Origin of the sequence: Mycolicibacterium cosmeticum (genome assembly GCF_000613185.1) — a bacterium.
Classification (GTDB): domain Bacteria; phylum Actinomycetota; class Actinomycetes; order Mycobacteriales; family Mycobacteriaceae; genus Mycobacterium; species Mycobacterium cosmeticum.
Genome location: NZ_CCBB010000002.1, coordinates 90,535 through 113,430 on the forward strand (window position 1 = coordinate 90,535; position 22,896 = coordinate 113,430).

Below are 22,896 nucleotides of genomic sequence, written 5' to 3' on the forward strand. Positions count from 1 at the left end.
TGTGGTCCGGTTTAATGGGGCATGCCTGCCATCACAGCCGATACCCTCACCCTGCCCCGCATCGCCGGGCCGGGCTCCACCGACACCGAGCGCCCGGTGCGCTCCATCACCACCGGTCCGCGCGGGTACGAAGGCGAGGGCTTCCCCGTCGTGCGCGCGTTCGCCGGGGTCAGTGCCGCCGATCTCGACCCGTTCATCCACATGGACCAGATGGGCGAGATCGAATACCAGCCCGGCGAGCCGCGCGGCACCGACTGGCACCCGCACCGCGGTTTCGAGACGGTGACCTACATGATCGACGGCCGCTTCGCGCATCAGGACTCGCACGGCGGCGGTGGGTTGATCACCGACGGCGCCACCCAGTGGATGACCGCCGGCTCGGGCATCCTGCACATCGAGACACCGCCGGCCGAGCTGGTGGACAGCGGTGGCGTCTTCCACGGCATCCAGTTGTGGGTCAACCTGCCGCGTGCGGACAAGTTCGCCAGCCCCAAATACCAGGCGATCGAGGGCAACCAGGTCAAGCTGCTGTCCTCGGCCGACGGTGGTGCATTGGTGCGCGTCATCGCCGGCGAGATCGGCGGCGAGGCCGGCCCGGGCGGCACCCACACGCCGATCACCTTGGCGCACAGCACTATTGCGCCCGGTGCCCGACTCGACCTGCCATGGGACCGCCGGTTCAACGCCTTGGTGTACGTGCTGTCCGGACGTGGTTCGGTGGGCCCGGTGGGCCACCCGATCCAGCAGGGCCAGCTCGCCGTGCTGGGGCCGGGTGACCGCATCACGGTGGCCGCCGACGGATCCCAGGATTCCAACCGGCCCGCCATGGAGGTGCTGCTCTTGGGCGGCAAGCCGATTCGTGAACCGGTCTTCCACTACGGCCCGTTCGTGATGAACTCCAAGTCCGAGGTGATCGAGGCGCTGGAGGACTTCAACGCCGGCCGGTTCGGGACGGTGCCGCCGAACGCGCTCATGCCGTACCGGGGCGCGGGAGCGTAGCGACCCGGGGAACGGTGCCGGCGGGCGGGAGCGAGGCGCCCCGGGACGGATGACCGGCCTGCAGTGCGGGCGCCGGCTCCGGGTAGAGCAGCTCCAGCTCGCCGAGGTTGGCGGCGACGGCGACCAGCGGCAGCGCCGCCGCGACGGCCAGCTCACCGCCGGTGCCGGCCCCCGCGCGCAGCGCCCGCACAAAATCGTCGCTGATCGGTGCGCCGAACGTCACCGATTCCACGCCGCGGAACCGCTCGCATACGGCGTCGCAATGGGATTCGAGCACAGCGCGCACCTGCGGATAGGTATCCAGCGGCGGTGGCACCATATCGGCGATCAGCTCGGCGGCGCCGCGCAGCCGGGTGGCCCGGTTGGCCGACCTGACCACCGGCGCACGCAGGTCGGTCAGGCCGCCGCTCTCCGAGAGATAGTGGCGCACCGTGTCATCCAGCGTGCGACCGGCCGTCATGGCGTCGTGTCCGAGCGCGCTGATCCGGTTGTCGGCGTCTTCGGAGGCGCCGCGCGTCACCCGCAACACCGCCGCCTTCATGTACGCCGTGCCGGCCACCCGGGCCGCATCCAGGGAACGGTTCACCGCCGCGGCAGCACCCCGCGGCCACAACAGCACCGACACCACCACACCGACCAGGGCGCCGATCACCACGTCCTCGACCCGGATCAGTCCCACCCGCCAGCCGATCGGATGGATCAGGTTGAAGATGATCACCACCATCATGGTGAACGCGGCCTGCCCCGCGATGAACGACGCCACCTCGGGGACGAACGCCGACCCGAAGGCCACCACCGGCAGCGTCAGCCACATGACGATCGGGTCCACACCCATCAACGCGATGAACACCGCGCCCAGGCCGAAGCCGATCACCGTTCCGGTGATCGCCCGCACCACCCGGGCGCCGGTGGTCAGTGCGCTGCTGCGCAGCACCGACATCGCACCCAGCACCACCCACAACCCGTTCTGCACCGGGAACAGGTAGGTCACGCCGACGGCCAGCGCCAGGCCCAGGCCGGTACGAAGGCTGTTGCGCACCACCACGGCCCGCGTCGCGACGAACCCGGACGGGATGCTGGCGACGGCCTCCGATTCCGAGAGCACCCGCGCCGCCGCGCCGGAAGGCGGCAGGCGCCGGCCCAGCACCCGGGCCCACACCGGTCGCGCGTCCGCGTCGGCGGCCAACCCGATCACCCGGCCGGTCGCCGCGACGCACGCGGATATCGTCCTGCGGGTCAACAACTTCCGGCCGATCTCCAGGGCGGCCTCGTCATCGGGCTCGCCCAGGATCTCCAGGATGTCCTCGCGGTAGCGGCTCTGCGCGATCAGCCGTTGCACCGCCAGTGCGTGGGCGAGTGCACCGCGGTGCGCCGCGCGTTGCGGCTCGGCGGTGCTCAGCACCGCGGCGGATTCCCGCAACACCGCGACGATCGGATCACGCATCTCGGCGAGCAGGACACCGAAGGACCCCTTGACGCGGTCGGACAGCCACTGCAGATCGTCGATCACCCGCACCAGGGCGCGGCTGCCCGCGGTCAGGCCGACGGGCCGGAAGTCGGCGCCCAGGAACGTCGTACGCAGGGCGTCCATCGCCGCGGTGACATCATCGGCCGAGGCGTCGCGCTGCAGCCGGTCGGCCAGGGTCGCGCACACCTGCGCCGCGTGCAGACGCAATTCGTTGTGATGGCGTGGCGGCAGCAGGAACAACGCGGCCGGCACACACAATGCCAGCGCGATCGCCCAGCCGAGCAGCCGGTCCGGGATCGGCCCCGGCGGGGTGCACAGCGCGGGGACGAAGGTGAGCAGGGTGGCGCGCTGGCCGGCTGCCACGATCTCGCTGAGCACCCCGGTGAACATCACCGCCGCGGCGACCACCAACATCACGGTCACCGCGAGCCACGGCACCGGCGCCACCAGGGTGCCGAGCGTGATCAACACGGCACCGTTGAATCCGAGGCCCGCATAGGCCAGGGCGCGGGCCGGCCGGTTGCCGGGGAAGTCGGCCAGGATCAGCAACGCGACCGCCCCGAGGATGGCGAACATCGGGGTCTGCACCCCGCCGACGGCGAACGCCGCCGCGGCGACCAGCGGGAGCACCAGGCCGGCGCGGGTGGCCCGCCGCATCGCGTCGTACTCGGGGTCGCGCGCGTGCACCCTTCTTGCCAGCCCGAGCCACGGACCGACGGGGGTGGTCATGCCCGAGGATGTTAGACGGTCAGGGACGCTCGGGGACGCTGCCGAACATGCCGGAGTCCAGGCCGTCGAGCAGCTGGTCGGCCAACCAGCGCAGGTCGCCGAAATCCCGCGGCAGCGACGCCTGTTCGTAACCGGTCAGCAGATACACCGCGGCGATGGCGAACACATGCGCCTGCCGCTCGTGCTGCAGGATCTCGAACGCCGATTCCTTCATGATGTCGAACCGCTGCTGGTCGACCGTCTTCTGCACCGCGCCGACGGTCGGGTCGATGGAACTCCACACCCGGATCGCCGCCTCGGCACCGTGCGGCAGGGCCAGCGCCACCTCGACCAGGTTGCCGATCCGGCGGCGGGGATCGCGCTCCCCGCGGGCCGCCTCGATGATCTGGGTGGTCTTGACCCGCATCCAGTGCTCGACGAGCGCTTGGGTGTAGGCCGACCAGCTGGTGAAGTAGTGGTAGAACGACCCGGTGGTGACGCCGAGGCGCTGACATACCTCGGCCAGCTTCAGACCGCCGTAGCCTAGATCGGACAGGATCTCGATACCCGTCTCGAAATAGGAATCCCTCGACACGACGCCTGCCATGGTTGGACACCTTAGTTCGATCGATCGACCCCGTTGGCCCGGTCGAGCCGGCCCGGCGCCCGGAGCTACGCGTCTGGACGTTTGCTGAATCTGGGGTCTGGATAACTTCCACGCCATGATAGTCGTAGTGGGACGGGTAATCTGTGGCACAATTTGACTGTGCCGCATATAGCCAGCAGAGGACCGGGTCGCCCGCCCGCAGCCAAGGCTGCGGATACTCGTGAGCGCATCCTGCAGGCTGCGCGCGAGGTCTTCAGCGAACTCGGTTACGACGCGGCGACTTTCCAGGCCATCGCCATCCGATCGGATCTGACCAGGCCCGCGATCAATCACTACTTCGAGAGTAAGCGGGTGCTCTACCGCGAAGTCATCGAGCAGACCAACGCGATGGTGGTGGGCGCCGGATTCGAGAAAGCCAAGGCGCAGCGCACACTTCTGGCCAGGTTGTCGACATTTTTCTCGGTCGTCATGCAGACCGACAACAGGGACCGGTCGGTGGCGGCGTTCCTGGTGACCTCGGTTCTGGAATCGCAGCGCCACCCCGAGCTCATCCAGGAGCCGCACGACTCCCTGACCAGCTCCCGAGCCTTCGTCTCGTGGGCGGTGCAGGAGGCCGTCGACAGTGGCGAGCTAATCACCGATACCGACGTGGAGACGCTGGTCGAGTTGCTGGTCGCGGTGATGTGGGGGATGGGCTTCTATGCCGGATACGTCGGCTCGTACGAAGATCTGGAACGCGTCATCGAAAAGTTCGAGCTGCTGTTGGCTAACAAGTTGTGGACGCTGAACCGATAGCTGTCAGCATCGCCAGCGCATAGCTAACCTAACTTGTTCGGTAGCATGGCGGACGACTGCCGTCAGCCGCTCGACCGAACGGATCGCCACATGAGCTCACTGCGCACGCACGACGACACCTGGGATATCGCGACCAGTGTGGGAACCACCGCCGTCATGGTCGCGGCGGCGCGCGCTGCCGAAACCGAAGCCGAGAACCCGCTCATCAGCGATCCGTACGCCAGGATGCTGGTCGACGGCACCGGCGCCGGTGTCTGGAACTTCATGCTGGACCGGGACTTCGTCGGCAAAGCCGCCGAAATCGATGCCGAAGCGGCCGCCATCTTCACCCACATGGGCAGCTACCAGGCCGTGCGCACCAAGTTCTTCGACGAGTTCTTCCGAGCTGCCGCCGACGCCGGGGTGCGCCAGATCGTCATCCTGGCCTCCGGACTGGATTCGCGCGCGTACCGACTCGACTGGCCGGCCGGCACCACGGTGTTCGAGATCGACCAGCCGAAGGTTCTCGAATACAAGGCGACGGTGCTGGCCGAACACGGTGTCGCCCCGTCGGCGCAGCGCCGCGAGGTGCCCGTCGATCTTCGGCACGACTGGCCGAAAGCCTTGGTACAAGCCGGCTTCCAGGTGAACGAACCGACGGCCTGGCTCGCGGAGGGCCTGCTGATGTACCTGCCGGCCGATGCCCAGGACCGACTGTTCGCCCAGGTCACCGAGCTCAGTGCGGCGGGCAGTCGGATCGCCGTGGAGACCGCGCCCATCCAGGCGCAGGAACGCCGCGCCGAGATGAAGGCCCGCTTCGACGCCATCCGGGAGAAGTTCGGGATGGATGACGGTCTCGACGTGGCGGAGCTGATGTACAACGACCCGGACCGGGCCGATGTCGCGGTGTGGCTGGCCGACCACGGCTGGGGCAGCGCCGCCGTGAAGTCGGCAGACGAGATGCGCAGGCTGGGGCGGTGGGCGCTGCCGAGCGGACCCGATACGCCCGGCGACGACGCGTTCTCGTACTTCGTCACCGCGGTGCGGCAATAGTCGATTTGGGCCTTCTGGACGCCCAACCAAATGGTTAGTATGCGGGCAACCCTCATGTGGAAGGACGCCCGCCGTGACCACAACCGATGCGACGCCGGAGGCCGGCCCGGTCGCTTCCCCCGATATCCCGGCGATCGTCGCCGATGTCCGTGCGGCGTTTGCCACCGGCCGCACCCGCGACGTGCAATGGCGGCGGCAGCAGCTGCTCGGGCTGGAACGGCTGGTGGTGGACAACGAGGCGGCGATCGCCGCGGCGCTGCACCAGGACCTGGGCCGCAAGCCGTTCGAGGCTTGGCTCGCCGATGTCGCCAGCGTGGCCGCCGAGGCCGCCGACGCGGCCAAGAACATCGGCAAGTGGACCCGGCGCAAATACCGCAGGCTGGAGTTCTCCCAGCTGCCCGGGCGCGGCTGGATCGAATACGAGCCGTTCGGCACGGTCCTGATCATCGGCGCGTGGAACTTCCCGTTCGCCCTGACGCTGGGACCGGCGGTCGGTGCGCTGGCCGCCGGCAACGCCGTCGTCGTCAAACCCTCGGAGCTGGCCCCGGCGTCGTCGGCGTTGATGGCGCAGCTGGTACCGCGGTATCTGGATCCGCGCGCCGTGGTGGTCGTCGAGGGCGACGCGGCGGTCAGTAAGAAACTCATCGAGCAGGGCTTCGACAAGTTGTGCTTCACCGGGGGTACCGAGATCGGGCGCAAGGTGTACCAGCTGGCGGCCGCGCATCTCACCCCGGTGACCCTGGAATTGGGTGGCAAGAGCCCGGTGATCGTCGCCGCCGACGCCGATATCGAGGTGGCCGCAAAGCGTATCGCGTGGACCAAACTGATCAACTCTGGCCAGATCTGCATCGCCCCCGACTATGTGCTGGCCGACGCCAGCATCCGTGACCAACTGGTCGAGCGGATCACGCAGGCGGTGACGGCGTTCGAGGCCGATGCCACCGGCGGCAAGCGGATCGTCAACGGCCGCCACTTCGACCGGCTCACCACGGCGGTCGCCGCCACCACCGGTGAGGTGGTGCTCGGCGGCGGGTCGGATGCGGCGGCGCTGGAGATCGACCCGACCGTCGTCGTCGACCCGGCGCTGGACGAGCCGCTGATGACCGACGAGATCTTCGGCCCGATCCTGCCCATCGTGACGGTCCAAAACCTGGACGAGGCAATCGCATTCGTCAACGCGCGGGCCAAGCCGCTGGCCGCCTACCTGTTCACCAAATCCAAGGACACCCGCGAACGGGTGGTCCGGGAGGTGTCGGCCGGTGGCATGGTGGTCAACCACCTGATCTTCCATTTCGCCACCACCCGGCTGCCGTTCGGTGGTGTCGGGCCGTCCGGCATCGGGGCTTATCACGGGCGCTTCGGATTCGAGGAGTTCAGCCACCGCAAGTCGGTGCTGACCAAGCCCACCAGACCCGATCTGGGCAAGCTGATCTACCCGCCTTACACCGAGAAAGCCTGGAAACTGGCGCGAAAGATCTTCTGATGCACGAAAAGGGGGCTTCCCTTGGGAAGCCCCCGATTTCGCCGGTTCAGTGGCTCTGATGAACCGTGTTGTCGACCTGCGGGGCCGTCGCGTGCGGCTGGATGTCGTAGATCCAGTCGTGGTGGCTGATATCGGCCGACGCCGGGGCCGCCAGACCCAGGACCGCTGCCGTCAAGCCGCCGGCGATGATTCCTGCGATGGAAAACTGCTTCATGATGCTGCCTCTTCCTTGATCCGTATCGGGGCGTCTCGCTCCGGTCTGATAGGTAAAACGCACAGGTCAGCGAGGTAATCCCGATGGCAGCGATTGATCGACGGTTGGCAGGAACCACCCGTCGGCGGACCCGGTTCACCGGCGCCGAACCGACCGCCGTATACAGAAGAATGAAGCTCGGCTGAAACGAAACTCGTTGGAGAGGAATCCCATGCCCGGAGTGCAGGATCGCGTTGTCGTCGTCACCGGAGCCGGTGGCGGGTTGGGCCGTGAGTACGCGTTGACGCTGGCCCGTGAGGGCGCCAGTGTCGTGGTCAACGATCTCGGTGGTTCCCGGGACGGCACCGGCGCCGGACACAACATGGCCGACCAGGTGGTCGCCGAGATCAAGGAGGCCGGCGGCCGCGCCGTCGCCAACTACGACAGCGTTGCCGAACCCGAGGGTGCGGCGAACATCATCAAGACCGCGATCGACGAGTTCGGCAAGGTCGACGGCGTGGTGAGCAACGCGGGCATCCTGCGCGACGGCACCTTCCACAAGATGACGTACGAGAACTGGGATGCGGTGCTCAAGGTGCACCTGTACGGCGGCTACAACGTCATCCGCGCGGCCTGGCCGCACTTCCGTGAGCAGAGCTTCGGCCGCGTGGTGGTTGCCACCTCCACCAGCGGGCTGTTCGGCAATTTCGGTCAGGCCAACTACGGTGCCGCCAAGCTCGGCCTGGTCGGCCTGATCAACACGCTGGCCCAGGAAGGCGCCAAGTACAACATCAAGACCAACGCGGTCGCGCCGATCGCGGCCACCCGGATGACCCAGGACATCCTGCCCCCGGAGGTGTTCGAGAAGCTCACCCCGGAGTACGTCGCACCGGTGGTGGCCTATCTGATGACCGAGGAACTGCCCGACACCGACTCGGTGTTCATCGTCGGCGGCGGCAAGGTGCAACGCACCGCGCTGTTCCAGAACGACGGCGTCACCTTCACCGAGGTGCCCTCGGTGGACGATATCGCCGCCAAGTGGGGCGAGATCACCGACCTGTCCGCGGCGCAGGCGGCGAGCTTCAAGCTCGGATGAAAGCCCTTGTCGCACAGGCCCTGACCGGCACCGACGGCCTGGCCTACACCGACGTCGACGATCCGGTGTCCGGCGACGCCGTGATCGTCGACGTCGGCGCGGCCGGGGTGTGCTTCCCGGATCTGCTGCTGTTGCGCGGCGAATACCAACTGCGCCTGGAGCCGCCGTTCATCCCGGGGATGGAGGTGGCCGGCACCGTGCGGTCGGCGCCGCAGGGCTCGAATCTTGCCGTCGGGCAGCGAGTCTCGGCGATGACGATGCTGGGCGGCTACGCCAAGCGGGTCGCGGTGGCGGCCTCGAGCGTGGTGCCCACGCCCGATGCCATCGACGATGCGTCGGCCACCGCCCTGCTCGGCAACTATTACACGATGTACTTCGCGTTGCAGCGCCGCGCGGCCCTGCGCGCCGGCGAGACGGTGCTGGTGCTCGGCTCGGCGGGCGGCATCGGGGTGGCGAGCATCCAGATCGCGAAGGCGCTGGGCGCCCGGGTGGTGGCGTTGGTGCACCGTGCCGAGGCCCTCGATTTCGTTGCCAGTGTGGGCGCCGACGTGGTGCTGCCGCTGACCGAGGGCTGGAAGCAAGCGGTGCTGGACGCCACCGGTTGGCGCGGCGTGGACGTGGTGGTGGACCCGGTCGGCGGCGACGCCTTCGACGACGCGATCCGGGTACTGGCCCCCGAAGGCCGCCTGCTGGTCATCGGTTTCGCTGCCGGACAAGGCATTCCGACGGTCAAGGTGAACCGGTTGCTGCTGCGCAATGTCAGCGTGGTGGGCGTCGGCTGGGGTGAGTTCCTCCGGCACGAGCCGGCGGCCCAGGCCGAGGTCGGCGCCGGGCTGGCCGCCCTGGTGGCCGCCGGGCTGCGTCCGCCCGCTCCGGTCACCTACCCGCTGGCCGACGGCGCCGCCGGGCTGCAGGCACTGGCCGACGGCAAGATCAAGGGCAAGCTCGTCCTGCTGCCGTGAGCACCCTCGGGCTCGTCCTCGTCGCACTGGTCATCGCCGTCGGTCTGGCCGGCATCGTGATTCCGGTGCTGCCCGGCGGATTACTGGTGTTCGCCGCGATCACGGTGTGGGCGCTGGTCGAACGGACGACCGTCGGATGGGTGACCCTCGGTATCGCCGCGGCATTGTTCGTCACCGCCGAGGTGGTCAAGTACGCGTGGCCGGTGCGGCGGATGCGCCAGGCCCAGGTGAGTACCTGGAGCCTGGTGGCCGGTGCGGTGCTCGGTGTGATCGGCTTCTTCGTGATTCCCGTGCTCGGCCTGGTGCTCGGCTTCGTCGTCGGGGTGTATCTGGCCGAACTGGCCAAGCGACGCGATCAACGCCGGGCGTGGGCGTCGACGGTGCACGCCCTCAAGGGCGTCGCGCTGTCGGTCGGGGTCGAGTTCACCGGGGCACTGCTGGCGACGATCACCTGGGTGTGCGCCGTTCTGATCTGGTGATTTCGGCGCGGTTATCCGCGGTGGGCGCGGAGAAGCGCGCCGAAATCACGCCCGCAGGGCCGCGCGCAACCGGTCGATCTGCTCCGGCGTCACCTCGGAGACGTCCAGGAAACCCCCGAGCGACCCGTATTTCTCGTCGCGGACCCGCCACGCCGCCTCCAGGTACTCCTGCCGGACGCCGAGCACCTCGTCGGTCAGCCGGGCCTCGGCGAAGGTGATCACCTCGGGGGTCTCACCGGCGCGGGCCCGCACCTGCTCCAGGATCCGCTCCCGCAGCGCGGGAATGGCGTCATTGCTGCGCAGGAAATCACCCAGGATGGTGTCGCGGTCGACACCTACCGCCTCCAGCACGGTCGCCACGGTGAACCCGGTGCGATCCTTACCGGCGAAGCAGTGCGCGAGCACGGGCCTTTCGTCGGCCAGCAGCGAGATGACCTGGCGCACCGCGGTCTGGGCACCGGGCAGCGCCGGAAACTCCTCGTACACCTCGGCCATGTAGCGCTTGGCCGATTCGGTGACGTCCTCATCGGCGGGCGACTCGGACATCACCCGCTGGAACGTGGATTCGTGCGGGGCGTCCTGCTCGCTGTCGTCGTCGAAGTGGAACGGCAGCAGGTGGATCTGCACGCCGTCGGGCACGTTGCCTGGCCCGCGCCGCTGGACCTCCCGGTGCGACCGCAGATCGGCGACGTCCGCGATGCCCAGTTCGGCGAGCCGCCGGCCGCCGTCGTCGGTGAGCTTGCTCAGCTCGCTCGCACGGTAGAGCAGGCCGGGACGGATCCCGGTCTGCTCGGCGACGTCGCGAAAGTTCCAGGCGCCCGGCAGTTCCACGGTTACTACTGTGTCACAGCTGGCCCGATGGGCGGCTCGCCGCCGTACCCGATGGGCGGCTCGCCGCCGTCGCCAGCGCCGATTTCTCCCGGCCCAGCTCGGCCCGCGCGATGGTCCGCATGTGCACCTCGTCGGGTCCGTCGAACAGCCGCATGGCGCGGTGCCAGGCGTACAGCCGGGCCAGCGGGAAGTCATCGGAGACCCCCGCACCGCCGTGCACCTGGATGGCCCGGTCCAGCACATCGCAGGCCACCTGCGGGGCCACCGACTTGATCTGGGAGACCAGCACGTGGGCGGCCTTGTTGCCCTGCTGGTCGATGGTCCAGGCCGCCTTCTCGCACAGCAGCCGGGCCTGGTCGATCTCGTTGCGGGACTTGGCGATCGCCTCGCGCACCACGCCCTGCTCGGCCAACGGCTTACCGAACGCGATGCGTGTCTGCACCCGGTCGACCATCAGCGCCAGCGCCCGCTCGGCCGCGCCGAGGGCCCGCATGCAGTGGTGGATGCGGCCCGGCCCCAACCGGGCCTGGGCGATCGCGAACCCGCTGCCCTCCTCGTGCAGCAGGTTCTCCACCGGCACCCGGACGTTGTCGAAGACGATTTCGCAGTGCCCGTGCTGGTCCTGCCAGCCGAACACGGGCAGCGAGCGCCGGATGTCCACGCCGGGTGTGTCGGCGGGAACCAGGATCATCGACTGCTGGGCGTGGCTGGCCGCCTCCGGGTTGGTCCGGCCCATCACGATCAGGATCTTGCAGCGCGGGTCGGCGGCGCCGGTGATCCACCACTTGCGCCCGTTGATGACGTAATCGGACCCGTCGCGCAGCATGGTGGTCTCGATATTGCGGGCATCGCTGGAGGCCACGGCCGGTTCGGTCATGGCGAAGGCCGACCGGATCTCACCGTCGAGCAGCGGCTGCAGCCACTGCTTACGCTGGGTCTCGTTGCCGAACAGGTGCAGGGTTTCCATGTTGCCGGTGTCCGGCGCGGCGCAGTTGAGCACCTCGGGGGCGATCTCCATGCTCCAGCCCGACAGCTCGGCCAGCGGTGCGTACTCCAGGTTGGTCAGCCCGGACTCGGACGGCAGGAACAGGTTCCACAGCCCCGCCGAGCGGGCCTTGACCTTGAGTTCTTCCACCACCGGCGGGACCGTGTGGTCCTTCGGGCCTTTTTCCTCGCGATACGCGTGATAGGAGGCCTCGGCCGGGAACACGTGCTCGACCATGAAATCGGAGAGCCGCTGGTGGTAATCGGCCGCCTTGGCAGACATCGCGAAGTCCATGACCGTCACGATATGCCACCTGGTTAGACAAGTGGAAAGGTGTCGGGGGTTAGCGCGGCTGGGGTACCGAACTGGTCCGCAGCGTCATCGCGAGGGCGCCCGACACGACGGCCAGTCCGATGACGGTCCCGGCCACGGCGGGCCAGCCGGCCGCGTCGAAGGCCACGCCGCCGAACCAGCCGACGACGCTGGAACCCGCGTAGTAACAGAGGTTGTAGAGCGACGATGCCTGCGCCTTGCCGTCGGCCGCGGCGGCGCCCACCCAGCCCGAGGCGATCGAATGCGCCCCGAAGAATCCGGCAGTGGCCAGCACCAGACCGGCCAGCACGGCGAAGACGTTGTCGCTGAGGGTGATTGCCGTGCCGACGATCATCGTCGCGGTCGAGGCCAGCAGCACGCGGCGGCGGCCGAACCGTCCGGCTTCGGCGCCGGCGCGCGCCGAAGCCCAGGTGCCGGCGAGGTAGGCCAGGAACACCAGGCTGACCACGGTCTGCGGGAGGTGAAACGGCGCCGCCATCAGCCGGAAGCCGAGAAAGTTGTACATCGCGACGAAGCCGCCCATCAGCAGGAAGCCCTGGGCGAACAACACCAGCTGCCGCGGCGAGCGCAGGTTCGTCAACAGCTTGCGGCCCAGATCGGTGCTGCGGGAGGGGGTGAAGCCGCGGGCACGCGGGGCCAGTTTGACGAACGCCGTTGCCGCCACGGCGCACAGCACCGCGACCGTGAGGACACCGGCGCGCCACCCGGCATACTGTGCGATCGGTCCGGTGACCAGTCGTCCGCTCAGCCCGCCGATCGTGGTGCCGGCCACATAGGTACCCGCGGCGCGGGCGGCATGGCCCGTCGCGATTTCTTCGGTCAGGTACGCGATGGCGACGGCCGGCACACCACCGAGCATCAGCCCCTCGATCAGCCGGCCGCCCAGCAACAGCGCGGCGGTCGGGGCGAACGGCACCAGTAGCCCGAGAACCGTTGCCGCCGTGACCGATATGGTCATCGCCTGCACCCGACCGATCCGGTCGGCGAGCACCGACCACGGGATCACGCCGAGGGCGAGGCCCACCGTGGCGGCCGAGACGGTCAGTGCTGCGTGCGCGGCGCCGGTGCCGAGGTCGGCGGCGATCAGCGGCAGCACCGCCTGTGGCGAATACAGCTGGGCGAAGGTCGCGACACCAGCGCAGAACAGGGCGGCGAGCAAGCGGCGGTAGTCGGCCGAGCCACGCGAATGTCCCTGCCAGCCGGTCGAGGTCAGGGAGGCGGTCACTCAGTCGACGGTAGGACGCACCAATCGATGTGTCCAATGCATGAATTTAAGGGAGTTCATGACGATTCTGAATGATGAACTCGACCAACCTGGCCGCCGCGGGCGGTATCTCGCGGGCGCCGCTCCAGGTCAACCCGATCTGCCGCTTGGCGGCGGCCTCGGTGAGCGGAAGGTAGGCAGCACCGGGTTCGGCGCGCCGCGGTCGAGGCACGGGCACGACGGCCACCCCGAACCCGGCCGCGACCAGTCCTTCCATCGTCGGGATCTCCATGGCTTCGAAGACGATCGGCGGATCGATCCCGGCTTCGGCACACAGTTCGTCGGTGAGCTGGCGTAACCCGAATCCCGGCGCCAGTCCCACGAACGGCTCGGCACCGGCATCGGCCAGCCGGATCCGGGTCCGTCGCGCGAACGGATGCGCGCGCGGCACCGCCAGGCACAACCGCTCCACGTACAGTCCCCGCCACGGGAAGCCCGGCGGGCGGGGCGAGGTGATCGCGAGGTCGGCCGCGCCGCTGGCCAGCCGATCGGCGATATCGTGCGCGGCCCCCTGGAACAGCTCGAAGCGCACCCGCGGCGCATCCTCACGGAACCGGCGCAACAGCTCCGGGACGAAACCGCCGGCCTGCGAATGTAGGAACGCCAGCCGCACCAGCCCGGTGTCCGGATCCCGCAGCGCAGCGATATGCTCAGTGGCCGAGCGCATTTCGGCAATGGCGCGGCGAGCATGCTCCAACAGGATCCGGCCATAGGCGTTGAGCTGCAGCCGGCGGTTGACCCGGTCGAACAGCGGCGCGCCGACCCGGGCCTCCAGCCGGGCCAGCGCGCGGGACAACGTCGGCTGGCTGATACCGAGCTCGGCCGCCGCGTCGGTGACGTGTTCGGTCTCGGCCAGCACGACGAACCAGTGCAGGTCATCAACGTCCATACCGGTGACTCTTCCGGCCGGGGCGTCGCAGACAGGCCTTTTGGTTCGGCGTGTCGGGACCGGCCCACTGTGACAAGCTGACCCGCATGCAGGACTCGGCGCAGAAGGTGCGGGTGGTGGTCGGCGACGACCACCCGATGTTTCGCGACGGGGTGGTGCGCGCGCTGGTTGCCAGCGGGTCGATCGACGTGGTCGCCGAGGCCGAGGACGGCGCGGCCGCACTGGAGGCGATCCGCACCCACCAGCCTGCGGTGGCGCTGCTGGACTACCGGATGCCGAACATGGACGGTTCGGAGGTGGCCGCCGCGGTGACCCGCGACGGGCTGCCCACCCGGGTGCTGCTGATCTCGGCGCACGACGAATCGGCCATCGTCTACAAGGCCCTGCAGGACGGTGCGGCCGGGTTCCTGTCCAAGGAGTCCACCCGCGGCGAGCTGGTCAGCGCGGTGCTCGACTGTGCCAGGGGCCGCGATGTCATCGCGCCCGCGCTGGCCGCTTCGTTGGCCGGCGAGATCCGCCGCCGCAACGAGCCCGATGTGCCGGCCCTGTCCGCCCGCGAGCGAGAGGTGCTGGCCATGATCGCGCGCGGGCTGAGCATCCCGGCGATGGCCAAGGAGCTGTACCTGGCGCCGTCGACGGTCAAGACACACGTGCAGCGGCTCTACGAGAAACTGGGCGTGGGTGACCGGGCTGCCGCGGTGGCCGAGGCGATGCGCCGCAAGCTGCTGGACTGACATGGCGGGCGTCGTCGCCTTCTTCTCGGCCGAACCGGTGCGGGTCTCGGCCGTGCTGCGGCTGCCGCTGATCGCGCTGATCGCGGTGCTGGTGTGGATCTGTGAGGTCGACCACTGGCTGCCGGGCCTCTACGCGGCGGTGCTGGGTGCCTACGCCGTCGCGGCCGTGGTGTGGCTGGTGGTGGCACTGCGCGGACCGCTGCCGCGCTGGGCGGACTGGGCGTCCACCGGTGTCGACGTGCTCGTCATCGTGGTGCTGTGCCTGGTGTCCGGTGGTGCGACGGCGGCGCTGCTGCCGGTGTTCTTCCTGCTGCCGATCTCGGTGGCCTTCCAGGACCGGCCGTGGATGACCGGGATCATCGGAACCCTCACTGCCGCTGCGTATCTGTCGGTGTGGATCGTCTACTCCAAACGCGACGACCGCATCGGGTTGCCGAACATGGTGTATACCCACTTCGGGTTCCTGCTGTGGCTGGCGGTGGCCACCACCGCGTTATGCCTTGTGCTGTCCCGGCGTTCGGCTCGGGTCAAGGCGCTGCTGGAGGTCCGTCGTCAACTGGTGTCGGAGGCGATGCAAGCCGATGAACGGCACAATCGCGAGGTGGCGGAGAACCTGCACGACGGCCCACTGCAGACCCTGCTGGCCGCCCGGATGGAACTCGACGAGGTGCGGGAGCGGCTGCCCGATCCCGCGCTGGACGCGGTGCACGCCGCCCTGCAGGACACCGCCAAGCAGTTGCGCTCCACCGTCACCGAACTGCACCCGCAGGTGCTGGCTCAGCTGGGATTGACGGCCGGTGTGCGGGAGTTGGTGCGCCAGTTCGAATCTCGTAACCAGTGCGAGGTCCGCGCCGCTCTGCACGAGGTGGGCAAACCGGAGTCCGAGGCGCTGATGTACCGGGCCGCGCGTGAGCTGCTGGTCAACGTCGGCAAGCATGCACGCGCGACGACGGTGTCGGTCGGGCTGGCGCGGATGGGGCAGCGGGTGGTGCTCACGGTGTCCGACGACGGTGTCGGCTTCGAACCGTCCCTGGTGGCCGACCGGTTGGCCGCCGGCCATATCGGCCTGGGATCGCTGCTGGCCCGGGTGGATGCGATGGGCGGGGTCATGGATGTCGACTCGGCGCCCGGGCGCGGGACCACGGTGACGGTGTCCTCACCGCCCGAACCCGCCGAGCAGACATGAACTCCCGCATTTTGGACCCGAAACTCGGGATTCTGTGTCTGCTCGGCGGATAAAAGTTGTACACAGTCTCGGCTCTATGCACAGATCGGTGACCCGTACTGGCCGAGCGGCGCGCCACCCGGCACGCTGCAAGGGTGTCCGATCCGGTGCCGACGCGGATTGCGCAGCTGCTGGCCGACCGCGGTGGCGTGGTCACGACGGCGGAATTGCTGGCGGTCGTGAGTCGTCAACAGCTCGACCGCCAGGTGCGCAAGGGTGCCCTGGTAAAGGCGTGGCACGGCGTATACGCCTGCCCACCAATGGATCTGGAGACGCGGCTGGCGGCCCTTGACAGGTTTGTCGGACGTGAAGCGGTGGTGTGTCTGGGCACCGCGGCCCGACTGTACGGGTTCGATGTCGAGAACACCTCGGCGATACACGTCCTCGATCCCGGTGTGCGGTTGCGGTCGAAGATCGGGTTGACGGTGCACCAGCGGGTAGGCGCTCCGTTGAAGCGCGTCAACGGCCGACTCGCCACCGCGCCGGCCTGGACGGCGGTCGAGGTGGCTCGGGCGTTGCCCCGACCCCGTGCGCTGGCGACCCTCGATGCGGCGATGCGCCTGACCGGTTGCCGGCATGCCGATCTCCGTCGAGTTGTTCGGGAACAGGGTGGTCGGCGGGGCATCGTGGCGGTGCGCGAACTGGTGCCACTGGCCGATCCGCGTGCCGAGTCGGCGATGGAGAGCGAAGCCCGCCTCGTGATGATCGATCATGGTGTCGCGCCGACGCACCTGCAATACGAGATCCGTGATCGGCGAGGCGAATTGTGGCGACTGGACTTCGCGTGGCCGCATTCCGGCCTCGTTGCCGAGTACGACAGTGACAGCTGGCATTCGCGTCCCAGCGAAATACGTAAGGACAAGCGGAAACTCGCCGCGATACAGGAGATGGGCTGGACGGTGATCCCGATCATCAGCGACGACGTGCGGCGCCACCCGCAGCTGCTGGCTGACCGCATCGCCACACATCTGGAGATGGTACGGTTGACCGGGTGAGACTGCGCGGCAGGGTCAGAGCCCGCGGGCGATCACCAACCGCTGAATCTGGTTGGTGCCCTCGAAGATCTGGGTTATCTTGGCTTCGCGCATATAGCGCTCCACCCGGAAGTCGCGGGTGTACCCGACGCCGCCGAACACCTGCACGGCGTCGGTGGTCACCTTCATCGCGGCGTCGGTGCCGATCAGCTTGGCCACACTGGCCTGGGTCGAATACGGCAGACCGAGATCGCGGCGCCGCGCCGCATCGAGGTAGGTGGCCCGGGCGCTGGTCACCGCGGCGGCCATGTCCGCGAGCAGAAAACCCAGTCCCTGGTGATCGATGATCTTGCGGCCGAAGGTGGTTCGCTCGTTGGCGTAGCGGACGGCCTCATCGAGCGCGGCCTGCGCGATACCGACGGCCACCGCGGCGATGCCGAGCCGACCCGAGTCGAGCGCGGAGAACGCGATCGACAGGCCCTGACCCTCCGTGCCGATCAGCCGGTCGGTGTCGATGCGGACATTGTCGTAGAACGCCGAGGTGGTGGGTACGGCGTGCAGTCCCATCTTCTCCTCGGGCTTGCCGAACGACAGACCTTCGGCATCACCCGGAATCAAGAAGCAGGAGACGCCTTTGGAGCCCTCACCGGTGCGCGTGAACAAAGTGTAGAAGTCGGCCTTGCCGCCGTGGGTGATCCACGCCTTGGAGCCGTTGATGACGTACCCGTCACCGTCGCGCACCGCCGCACAGCGCAGCGCGGCCGCATCGGAGCCGGCCTGCGGTTCGGACAGGCTGTATGCGCCGATCTGCTCGCCGGAGAGCATCCCGGGCAGCCAGCGCCGCTTCTGCTCGTCGGTGCCGAAGGTCAGCAGTGCGTGCGAAGACAGGCTGTGCACGCTGACCGCGACGCCGATGGCCGCCCATCGCGCGGCGATCTCCTCGAGCACCTGCAGATAGACCTCGTATGGTTGGCCGCCGCCACCCCATTCCTCGGGTTGGGGCAGGCTCAGCAGGCCGGCCGCACCCAACTGGCCGAACACGCCCTCGGGGTAGGTCTCGGCCTTCTCGTGCGCGTCGACGATCGGGTCGAGCACCTTGTCGGCGATATCGCGGGTCAGCGCGAGGAGTTCCTGCGCTTCGGGGGAGGGCAAAAGGCGGTCAACCGGCATAGTTGCATATCCTAGTTTTGCCGCGAGCAGACACAAACTCCGCACTTTTCACGGTGAAAGGCGCGAGTCTGTGTCTGCTCGGCGGGGAACTACAGCGCCGCGAGAATATCGTTGACCCGGTCGCGGGCGTCGCCGAACAGCATCTGGGTGTTCTCCCGGAAGAACAGCGGGTTCTGCACGCCGGCGTAGCCCGATGCCATGGACCGTTTGAACACGATGACGTTCTCGGCGTTCCACACGGTGAGCACCGGCATGCCGGCGATGGGTGAGCCGGGGTCCTCCGACGCCGCCGGGTTGACGGTGTCGTTGGCGCCGATGACGAGCACCACCGACGTCTCGGGGAAGTCGTCGTTGATCTCGTCCATCTCCAGCACGATGTCGTAGGGCACTTTGGCCTCGGCCAGCAGCACGTTCATGTGCCCGGGCAGGCGGCCCGCGACGGGGTGGATGCCGAACCGCACGTTGACGCCGCGCTCGCGCAGCTTGCGGGTCAGGTCGGCCACACCGTACTGCGCCTGGGCCACGGCCATGCCGTACCCGGGGGTGATGATCACCGAGTCCGCCGAGCCCAGCAGTTCGGCCGCGCCCTCGGCGGTGATCTCCCGGTGCTCGCCGTAGTCCTTATCCTCGGCCGGGCCTGCCTCGATCCCGAAACCGCCGGCGATCACGGAGATGAACGAGCGGTTCATCGCCTTACACATGATGTAGGACAGGTAGGCACCCGAGGAGCCGACGAGTGCGCCGGTGATGATCAGCAGGTCGTTGCTCAGCAGGAAGCCCGACGCGGCGGCGGCCCAACCGGAGTAGCTGTTGAGCATCGACACCACCACGGGCATGTCGCCGCCGCCGATGGAGGCCACCAGGTGCCAGCCCAGCAGCAGCGCCAGCACGGTGACCACGATGAGCAACCACAGTGCCGGGGAGATGACGAACCACACCGTCAGGGCGAAGAACAGCACCAGCGCCCCGACGTTGAGGAAATTCTTGCCGGGCAGCATCAACGGGTTGGATTTGATCCGCGCCGACAGCTTGAGGTTGGCCACGATCGAGCCGGTGAAGGTGACCGCACCGATGAACACCCCGACGAACACCTCGGCCGAGTGGATGCCGAGCATGCCCTCACCGGCCAGGTGCGCGGCTTCGGCACCGGCGGCGTCGGCTTCCACGTGCAGGTAGCCGTTCCAGCCCACCAGCACCGCGGCCAGACCGACGAAGCTGTGCAGCAACGCGATCAGTTCGGGCATCCCGGTCATCTCGACCACGCGGGCGCGCCACAGGCCGATCGCCGCGCCGATGGCCATCGCACCCACCAGCAGCCCCAGCCCGAGTGGCTCGATACGTCGGTCCAGCGCCAGGGCGATCGTCGCGATCAGCGCGACGGCCATCCCGGCCATGCCGAAAGTGTTTCCGGCCTTTGATGTTTCGTGCTTGGACAGTCCGGCCAGCGCCAGGATGAACAGCAGGGCCGCGACGACATAGGCCGACGTGGCAGCAGTCTCTACCGTGAACATGAATCCATTCCCGTTTCGTGGAGGGCGCAGGACCTAGCTGCGGGAGAACATTGCGAGCATGCGACGCGTCACCGCGAAGCCACCGAACACGTTGATGCTGGCCAGCAGGATCGCCACCCCGGCCAGCACGGTGATGGGCAGGTTGCCGTGCCCGATCTGCAGCAGCGCGCCGACGATGATGATGCCCGAGATGGCGTTGGTCACCGACATCAATGGCGTGTGCAGCGCGTGGTGCACGTGGCCGATCACGTAATAGCCGATCACGATCGCCAGCGCGAAGACCGTCAGGTGCACCTGCAGCGCGGCCGGCGAGATCGCGATCAACACGAACAGCACCGCCGCGGCGACAGCGGTGATCCCCAGCCGGCGGCCCGTCGACATCGGTTCCTTGGCCTTGGACACCTCGACCGGGGCGGCGGTCGCGGCGGCCGCGGGGGCGGCCGACACCTGCACCGCCGGCGGCGGCCAGGTGGTTTCCCCGTCACGCACCACGGTCACCGAACGCTGCACGACGTCGTCGAAGTCCAGGACCAGCCGGCCGTCCTTCTCCGGGGTCAGCAGCTTGAGCAGGTTGACCAGGTTGGTCCCGTACAGCTGGGAGGCCTGGGCGGGCAGCCGGCCGGCCAGGTCGGTGTAGCCGATGATCGTCACGCCGTTGTCGGTGATGACGGCCTGGTCCTTCACCGTGCCCTCGACATTGCCGCCGTTGGCCGCCGCCATGTCCACGATCACGCTGCCGGGTTTCATCGAGGCCACCATCTCGGCGGTGATGATCCGCGGCGCGGGACGGCCCGGGATCAGCGCGGTGGTGATGATGATATCGACGTCGGTGCACTGCTCGGCGTACAGCGCCGCCTCGCGGGCCTTGTAGTCGTCGTCCATCTCCTTGGCGTAGCCGGTGGCCGACACCTCGGCCTTCTCGTTCGCCACGGACAGGTACTCCCCGCCCAGGGAGGCGACCTGATCGGCGACCTCCGGCCGCGGATCGGTGGCCCGCACGATGGCACCCAGGCTGCCCGCGGCGCCGATCGCGGCCAGACCCGCGACACCGGCACCGACGACCAGCACCTTGGCCGGCGGCACCTTGCCCGCGGCGGTCACCTGGCCGGTGAAGAACCGGCCGAAGGCGTGCGCGGCCTCGACCACGGCGCGGTACCCGGCGATATTGGCCATCGAGGACAGCACGTCCAGCGACTGGGCCCGCGAGATGCGCGGCACCGCGTCCATCGCCAGCACCGTGATGGGCCGGGCGGACAGCTTCTCGACCAATTCCGGATTCAGCGCCGGCGAGATGAGGCTGACCAGCGTCGCACCGTCGCGCAGCGCCGCGATCTCGGCGTCGTTCGGTGCGTTCACCTTCAACACCACATCGGCCTGCCAGGGATCCCCGATTTGCGCCCCGGCCTCGACATATGCCGCATCGGAGAAGCTGGAGGCGGCGCCGGCGCCGGGCTCTACGACTACCGAATAGCCCAGCTTGATGATCTGCCCGACGGTTTGCGGTGTGGCGGCGACGCGCGTCTCACCCGGTAGAGACTCGCGCGGTATCGCGATGATCATCGGAAGAGTCTCGCATCCGTGGGCCGGGTCGGCGTTGCCCACCCCTAGGACGGTGAACGATTGTTCACAGCCAGTCCCGGCGTTTGAACATGACGTAGAGCAAGACGACCAGCACCACGATCAACGTCGAGCTGGCGATGAAGCCGACGACGGTGTTGATCCCTGGATAGCTGACGTTCTGACCGTAGAAGCCGGTGATGGCGGTTGGTACCGCGATGATGGCCGCCCAGCCGGTCAGTTTCTTCATCACCGTGTTCAGCCGGGCGTCCTGCAGGGACAGGTTGGTCTCGAAGACGGTGGTGACCATGTCGCGCAGGGATTCGGTCCATTCCGAGGCGCGCAGTACGTGGTCGTACAGGTCGGCATACAGCGGATCCAGTTCCGGTGCCGTCTTGGAGTCCAGTCGCCGGTGCTGAATGGTGCTGACCACTTCACGCATCGGCAGCACCACACGCCGCAGCTGGACGAGGTCCTTGCGCATGCGGAAGGTTCGCCGCTGCAGCCCGTGCCGCGGGCCGCGTTCGTCGAACAGTTCGTCCTCCAGCGATTCGATCGCGTCGTCGAGGGCCTGCACCGCCTCGAAATGACCGTCCACCACCACATCCAGCAGGCCGTGCACCAGGGCGCCGACGCCGTGCTCCTGCCCGCCGAGTTCGTCGAAGCGCCGCGACACCTCACCGATGTCGAAGCCGGCCGCGGGATCCGGCACCGCCCCCACCGCGGGCAGTCGCACGGTGATCAACCCGCGCGGCAGCACGAACGCCGAGATGCGGTGCTTGACCAGTGTCGCGGTGGCGTCGTCCGCGGGGGTGGTGGTGTCGATCGCGTAGACGGTGAAGAAGGTGTGCGTGTGATAGACCGAGGCCTTGGTGCGTTCCATCGGTGCCATGGCATCCTCGACCGCCCAGATGTTCAGCCCGAGCTCCTCTGCCAGCCGCCGCAGCGACTCGTGGTCGGGGTCGTAGATGTCGGCCCACAGCAGGGTGTCCTCGCGGGCCAGGCAATCCGAGATCGCCGAGAACGTGAACCCGTCCACCGGCTGTCCCGATCGCCATATCCGGCCGTGCACCTCGGTCATGCCGCCTCCTTTCCGCCCATTGTGGTGGACGGCTGTGGTGGACGGCGGTGGCGGCCGGTGGCGGGTCAACCGATTTCGGTCAGGTAGCCGGGGCAGTAGGCGCTGACCGATTCGACGACGAACACCGCGGCCTGATGGGTGGTCAGGTCGGTGTTGTCCAGGATGTCGTTGCCGACGCTGGCGGCGGACTGGCCGTCGGCGATGTAGTCGCACACCAGGTGGGCGTCGGAGATGGCGGCACGGGCCGAGTCGAAGGCGATGCCCTCGGCGTCGATGTTGGTCAGGAATTGGTCGTCCACCGATGACGCCGAGGCGGTGGCGGCGCCGGCCAGCACGGTCAGGCCCAGGGCGGCGGCGGTGGCGGCGGTGATGGCGATGCGACGGAACATGGCGGGCTCTCCTGTGTGGCTGGTGTCTGCGTTCTCGCTGTATGCGAGCTGTGCAGAGCATCGGCACCGGTGCTTGGCGGAACCTTGGCGGATTCTTGGGCTCGCCGAAGCCGCTACGGCGCACTTAAAAC

The 22,896-nt window shown here is 68.4% G+C and carries 22 protein-coding genes; 10 read left to right on the forward strand and 12 right to left on the reverse strand.

All coding sequences use genetic code 11. The features are described from left to right. Positions 1 to 21: 21 nt before the first annotated feature. A complete protein-coding gene (locus BN977_RS15770; RefSeq protein ID WP_036399463.1) occupies positions 22 to 999 on the forward strand; it encodes a pirin family protein in 978 nt (325 codons plus the stop codon). Here the strand turns inward: BN977_RS15770 and BN977_RS15775 are convergent. Then, positions 971 to 3,196, reverse strand: coding sequence for an FUSC family protein (locus BN977_RS15775; RefSeq protein ID WP_084172576.1), 2,226 nt, complete (start codon positions 3,194 to 3,196; stop codon positions 971 to 973). The genes BN977_RS15770 and BN977_RS15775 overlap by 29 nt on opposite strands. A gap of 19 nt (positions 3,197 to 3,215) precedes the next feature. Further along, positions 3,216 to 3,782 carry a TetR/AcrR family transcriptional regulator gene (locus BN977_RS15780; protein ID WP_036399465.1) on the reverse strand — a complete coding sequence of 189 codons (567 nt, stop codon included), beginning with the start codon at positions 3,780 to 3,782 and terminating at the stop codon, positions 3,216 to 3,218. 159 nt (positions 3,783 to 3,941) lie between these two features. Here BN977_RS15780 and BN977_RS15785 point away from each other — a divergent pair, with 159 nt between their 5' ends. The 3 genes from BN977_RS15785 (at position 3,942) to BN977_RS15795 (ending at position 7,092) form a co-directional block, all read left to right on the forward strand. Next, the gene (locus tag BN977_RS15785; protein WP_036399467.1) at positions 3,942 to 4,577 is read left to right on the forward strand and encodes a TetR/AcrR family transcriptional regulator; all 636 of its coding nucleotides are present in this window, start codon (positions 3,942 to 3,944) and stop codon (positions 4,575 to 4,577) included. 90 nt (positions 4,578 to 4,667) lie between these two features. Continuing rightward, positions 4,668 to 5,609: a class I SAM-dependent methyltransferase gene (locus BN977_RS15790; protein WP_036399470.1), complete on the forward strand. Its 942-nt coding sequence runs from the start codon at positions 4,668 to 4,670 to the stop codon at positions 5,607 to 5,609. Positions 5,610 to 5,682: 73 nt separating this feature from the next. Further along, complete coding sequence (locus tag BN977_RS15795) at positions 5,683 to 7,092, forward strand: aldehyde dehydrogenase family protein (RefSeq protein ID WP_036399473.1); 1,410 nt, start codon at positions 5,683 to 5,685, stop codon at positions 7,090 to 7,092. 46 nt (positions 7,093 to 7,138) lie between these two features. Here the strand turns inward: BN977_RS15795 and BN977_RS32895 are convergent, their stop codons facing one another. Then, on the reverse strand, positions 7,139 to 7,306 hold the full coding sequence (locus BN977_RS32895; protein WP_165576340.1) for a hypothetical protein: 168 nt from the start codon (positions 7,304 to 7,306) through the stop codon (positions 7,139 to 7,141). Between the two features lie 211 nt (positions 7,307 to 7,517). On the opposite strand from BN977_RS32895, the gene BN977_RS15800 reads away from it, so the two are divergent. Genes BN977_RS15800 through BN977_RS15810 form a run of 3 tightly spaced genes read left to right on the forward strand, consistent with a single transcriptional unit; the run spans position 7,518 to position 9,822 of the window. Beyond that, complete coding sequence (locus BN977_RS15800) at positions 7,518 to 8,381, forward strand: SDR family oxidoreductase (protein WP_036399475.1); 864 nt, start codon at positions 7,518 to 7,520, stop codon at positions 8,379 to 8,381. Further along, positions 8,378 to 9,343, forward strand: coding sequence for an NADPH:quinone oxidoreductase family protein (locus BN977_RS15805; protein WP_036399478.1), 966 nt, complete (start codon positions 8,378 to 8,380; stop codon positions 9,341 to 9,343). Before BN977_RS15800 ends, BN977_RS15805 begins: the two co-directional genes overlap by 4 nt. Continuing rightward, positions 9,340 to 9,822, forward strand: a complete 483-nt coding sequence (locus BN977_RS15810) for a DUF456 domain-containing protein (protein WP_036399480.1) — start codon at positions 9,340 to 9,342, stop codon at positions 9,820 to 9,822. Before BN977_RS15805 ends, BN977_RS15810 begins: the two co-directional genes overlap by 4 nt. A 45-nt stretch (positions 9,823 to 9,867) precedes the next feature. On the opposite strand, the gene BN977_RS15815 is transcribed toward BN977_RS15810, so the two are convergent. The 4 genes from BN977_RS15815 to BN977_RS15830 are packed head-to-tail and all read right to left on the reverse strand — an operon-like array spanning position 9,868 to position 14,124. Continuing rightward, positions 9,868 to 10,653, reverse strand: a complete 786-nt coding sequence (locus BN977_RS15815; protein ID WP_036399484.1) for a tyrosine-protein phosphatase — start codon at positions 10,651 to 10,653, stop codon at positions 9,868 to 9,870. Positions 10,654 to 10,666: 13 nt separating this feature from the next. Then, on the reverse strand, positions 10,667 to 11,932 hold the full coding sequence (locus tag BN977_RS15820) for an acyl-CoA dehydrogenase family protein (protein ID WP_036400313.1): 1,266 nt from the start codon (positions 11,930 to 11,932) through the stop codon (positions 10,667 to 10,669). A 49-nt stretch (positions 11,933 to 11,981) separates the two neighbouring features. Beyond that, entirely contained in the window at positions 11,982 to 13,196 is a 1,215-nt protein-coding gene (locus BN977_RS15825; RefSeq protein ID WP_234709618.1) for an MFS transporter, read from the reverse strand. Positions 13,197 to 13,242: 46 nt separating this feature from the next. Beyond that, positions 13,243 to 14,124 carry a LysR family transcriptional regulator gene (locus BN977_RS15830; protein ID WP_036399487.1) on the reverse strand — a complete coding sequence of 294 codons (882 nt, stop codon included), beginning with the start codon at positions 14,122 to 14,124 and terminating at the stop codon, positions 13,243 to 13,245. 86 nt (positions 14,125 to 14,210) lie between these two features. Between BN977_RS15830 and BN977_RS15835 the strand changes: the two genes are divergently transcribed. From BN977_RS15835 to BN977_RS15845, 3 genes are all read left to right on the forward strand, one after another. Beyond that, positions 14,211 to 14,858 (forward strand): response regulator, encoded by a 648-nt coding sequence (locus BN977_RS15835; RefSeq protein ID WP_024453495.1) that lies wholly within the window; start codon positions 14,211 to 14,213, stop codon positions 14,856 to 14,858. A 1-nt stretch (position 14,859) separates the two neighbouring features. Then, positions 14,860 to 16,044: a sensor histidine kinase gene (locus BN977_RS15840; protein WP_036399490.1), complete on the forward strand. Its 1,185-nt coding sequence runs from the start codon at positions 14,860 to 14,862 to the stop codon at positions 16,042 to 16,044. A 146-nt stretch (positions 16,045 to 16,190) separates the two neighbouring features. Then, on the forward strand, positions 16,191 to 17,078 hold the full coding sequence (locus BN977_RS15845) for a type IV toxin-antitoxin system AbiEi family antitoxin domain-containing protein (RefSeq protein WP_036400317.1): 888 nt from the start codon (positions 16,191 to 16,193) through the stop codon (positions 17,076 to 17,078). A gap of 15 nt (positions 17,079 to 17,093) precedes the next feature. Here BN977_RS15845 and BN977_RS15850 read toward each other — a convergent pair whose 3' ends face one another. From BN977_RS15850 to BN977_RS15870, 5 genes are all read right to left on the reverse strand, one after another. Beyond that, complete coding sequence (locus BN977_RS15850; RefSeq protein ID WP_036399493.1) at positions 17,094 to 18,227, reverse strand: acyl-CoA dehydrogenase family protein; 1,134 nt, start codon at positions 18,225 to 18,227, stop codon at positions 17,094 to 17,096. Between the two features lie 89 nt (positions 18,228 to 18,316). After that, positions 18,317 to 19,738, reverse strand: coding sequence for a Re/Si-specific NAD(P)(+) transhydrogenase subunit beta (pntB, locus tag BN977_RS15855; RefSeq protein WP_036399496.1), 1,422 nt, complete (start codon positions 19,736 to 19,738; stop codon positions 18,317 to 18,319). A gap of 33 nt (positions 19,739 to 19,771) precedes the next feature. Next, positions 19,772 to 21,298: a Re/Si-specific NAD(P)(+) transhydrogenase subunit alpha gene (locus BN977_RS15860; RefSeq protein WP_036400319.1), complete on the reverse strand. Its 1,527-nt coding sequence runs from the start codon at positions 21,296 to 21,298 to the stop codon at positions 19,772 to 19,774. A gap of 64 nt (positions 21,299 to 21,362) precedes the next feature. Next, positions 21,363 to 22,376: a magnesium transporter CorA family protein gene (locus BN977_RS15865; RefSeq protein WP_024453501.1), complete on the reverse strand. Its 1,014-nt coding sequence runs from the start codon at positions 22,374 to 22,376 to the stop codon at positions 21,363 to 21,365. A gap of 65 nt (positions 22,377 to 22,441) precedes the next feature. Continuing rightward, positions 22,442 to 22,765 carry a DUF732 domain-containing protein gene (locus BN977_RS15870; RefSeq protein WP_024453502.1) on the reverse strand — a complete coding sequence of 108 codons (324 nt, stop codon included), beginning with the start codon at positions 22,763 to 22,765 and terminating at the stop codon, positions 22,442 to 22,444. Between the last annotated feature and the right edge of the window lie 131 nt (positions 22,766 to 22,896).

Coding starts and splice junctions, on each gene's coding strand:
- BN977_RS15790 (WP_036399470.1), top strand. CDS start 4,668: ATGAGCTCACTGCGCACGCACGACGACACCTGGGATATCGCGACCAGT.
- BN977_RS15830 (WP_036399487.1), bottom strand. CDS start 14,124: ATGGACGTTGATGACCTGCACTGGTTCGTCGTGCTGGCCGAGACCGAA.
- BN977_RS15805 (WP_036399478.1), top strand. CDS start 8,378: ATGAAAGCCCTTGTCGCACAGGCCCTGACCGGCACCGACGGCCTGGCC.
- BN977_RS15780 (WP_036399465.1), bottom strand. CDS start 3,782: ATGGCAGGCGTCGTGTCGAGGGATTCCTATTTCGAGACGGGTATCGAG.
- BN977_RS15850 (WP_036399493.1), bottom strand. CDS start 18,227: ATGCCGGTTGACCGCCTTTTGCCCTCCCCCGAAGCGCAGGAACTCCTC.
- BN977_RS15860 (WP_036400319.1), bottom strand. CDS start 21,298: ATGATCATCGCGATACCGCGCGAGTCTCTACCGGGTGAGACGCGCGTC.
- pntB (WP_036399496.1), bottom strand. CDS start 19,738: ATGTTCACGGTAGAGACTGCTGCCACGTCGGCCTATGTCGTCGCGGCC.
- BN977_RS15835 (WP_024453495.1), top strand. CDS start 14,211: ATGCAGGACTCGGCGCAGAAGGTGCGGGTGGTGGTCGGCGACGACCAC.
- BN977_RS15770 (WP_036399463.1), top strand. CDS start 22: ATGCCTGCCATCACAGCCGATACCCTCACCCTGCCCCGCATCGCCGGG.
- BN977_RS15865 (WP_024453501.1), bottom strand. CDS start 22,376: ATGACCGAGGTGCACGGCCGGATATGGCGATCGGGACAGCCGGTGGAC.
- BN977_RS15800 (WP_036399475.1), top strand. CDS start 7,518: ATGCCCGGAGTGCAGGATCGCGTTGTCGTCGTCACCGGAGCCGGTGGC.
- BN977_RS32895 (WP_165576340.1), bottom strand. CDS start 7,306: ATGAAGCAGTTTTCCATCGCAGGAATCATCGCCGGCGGCTTGACGGCA.
- BN977_RS15775 (WP_084172576.1), bottom strand. CDS start 3,196: ATGACCACCCCCGTCGGTCCGTGGCTCGGGCTGGCAAGAAGGGTGCAC.
- BN977_RS15840 (WP_036399490.1), top strand. CDS start 14,860: ATGGCGGGCGTCGTCGCCTTCTTCTCGGCCGAACCGGTGCGGGTCTCG.
- BN977_RS15870 (WP_024453502.1), bottom strand. CDS start 22,765: ATGTTCCGTCGCATCGCCATCACCGCCGCCACCGCCGCCGCCCTGGGC.
- BN977_RS15820 (WP_036400313.1), bottom strand. CDS start 11,932: ATGGACTTCGCGATGTCTGCCAAGGCGGCCGATTACCACCAGCGGCTC.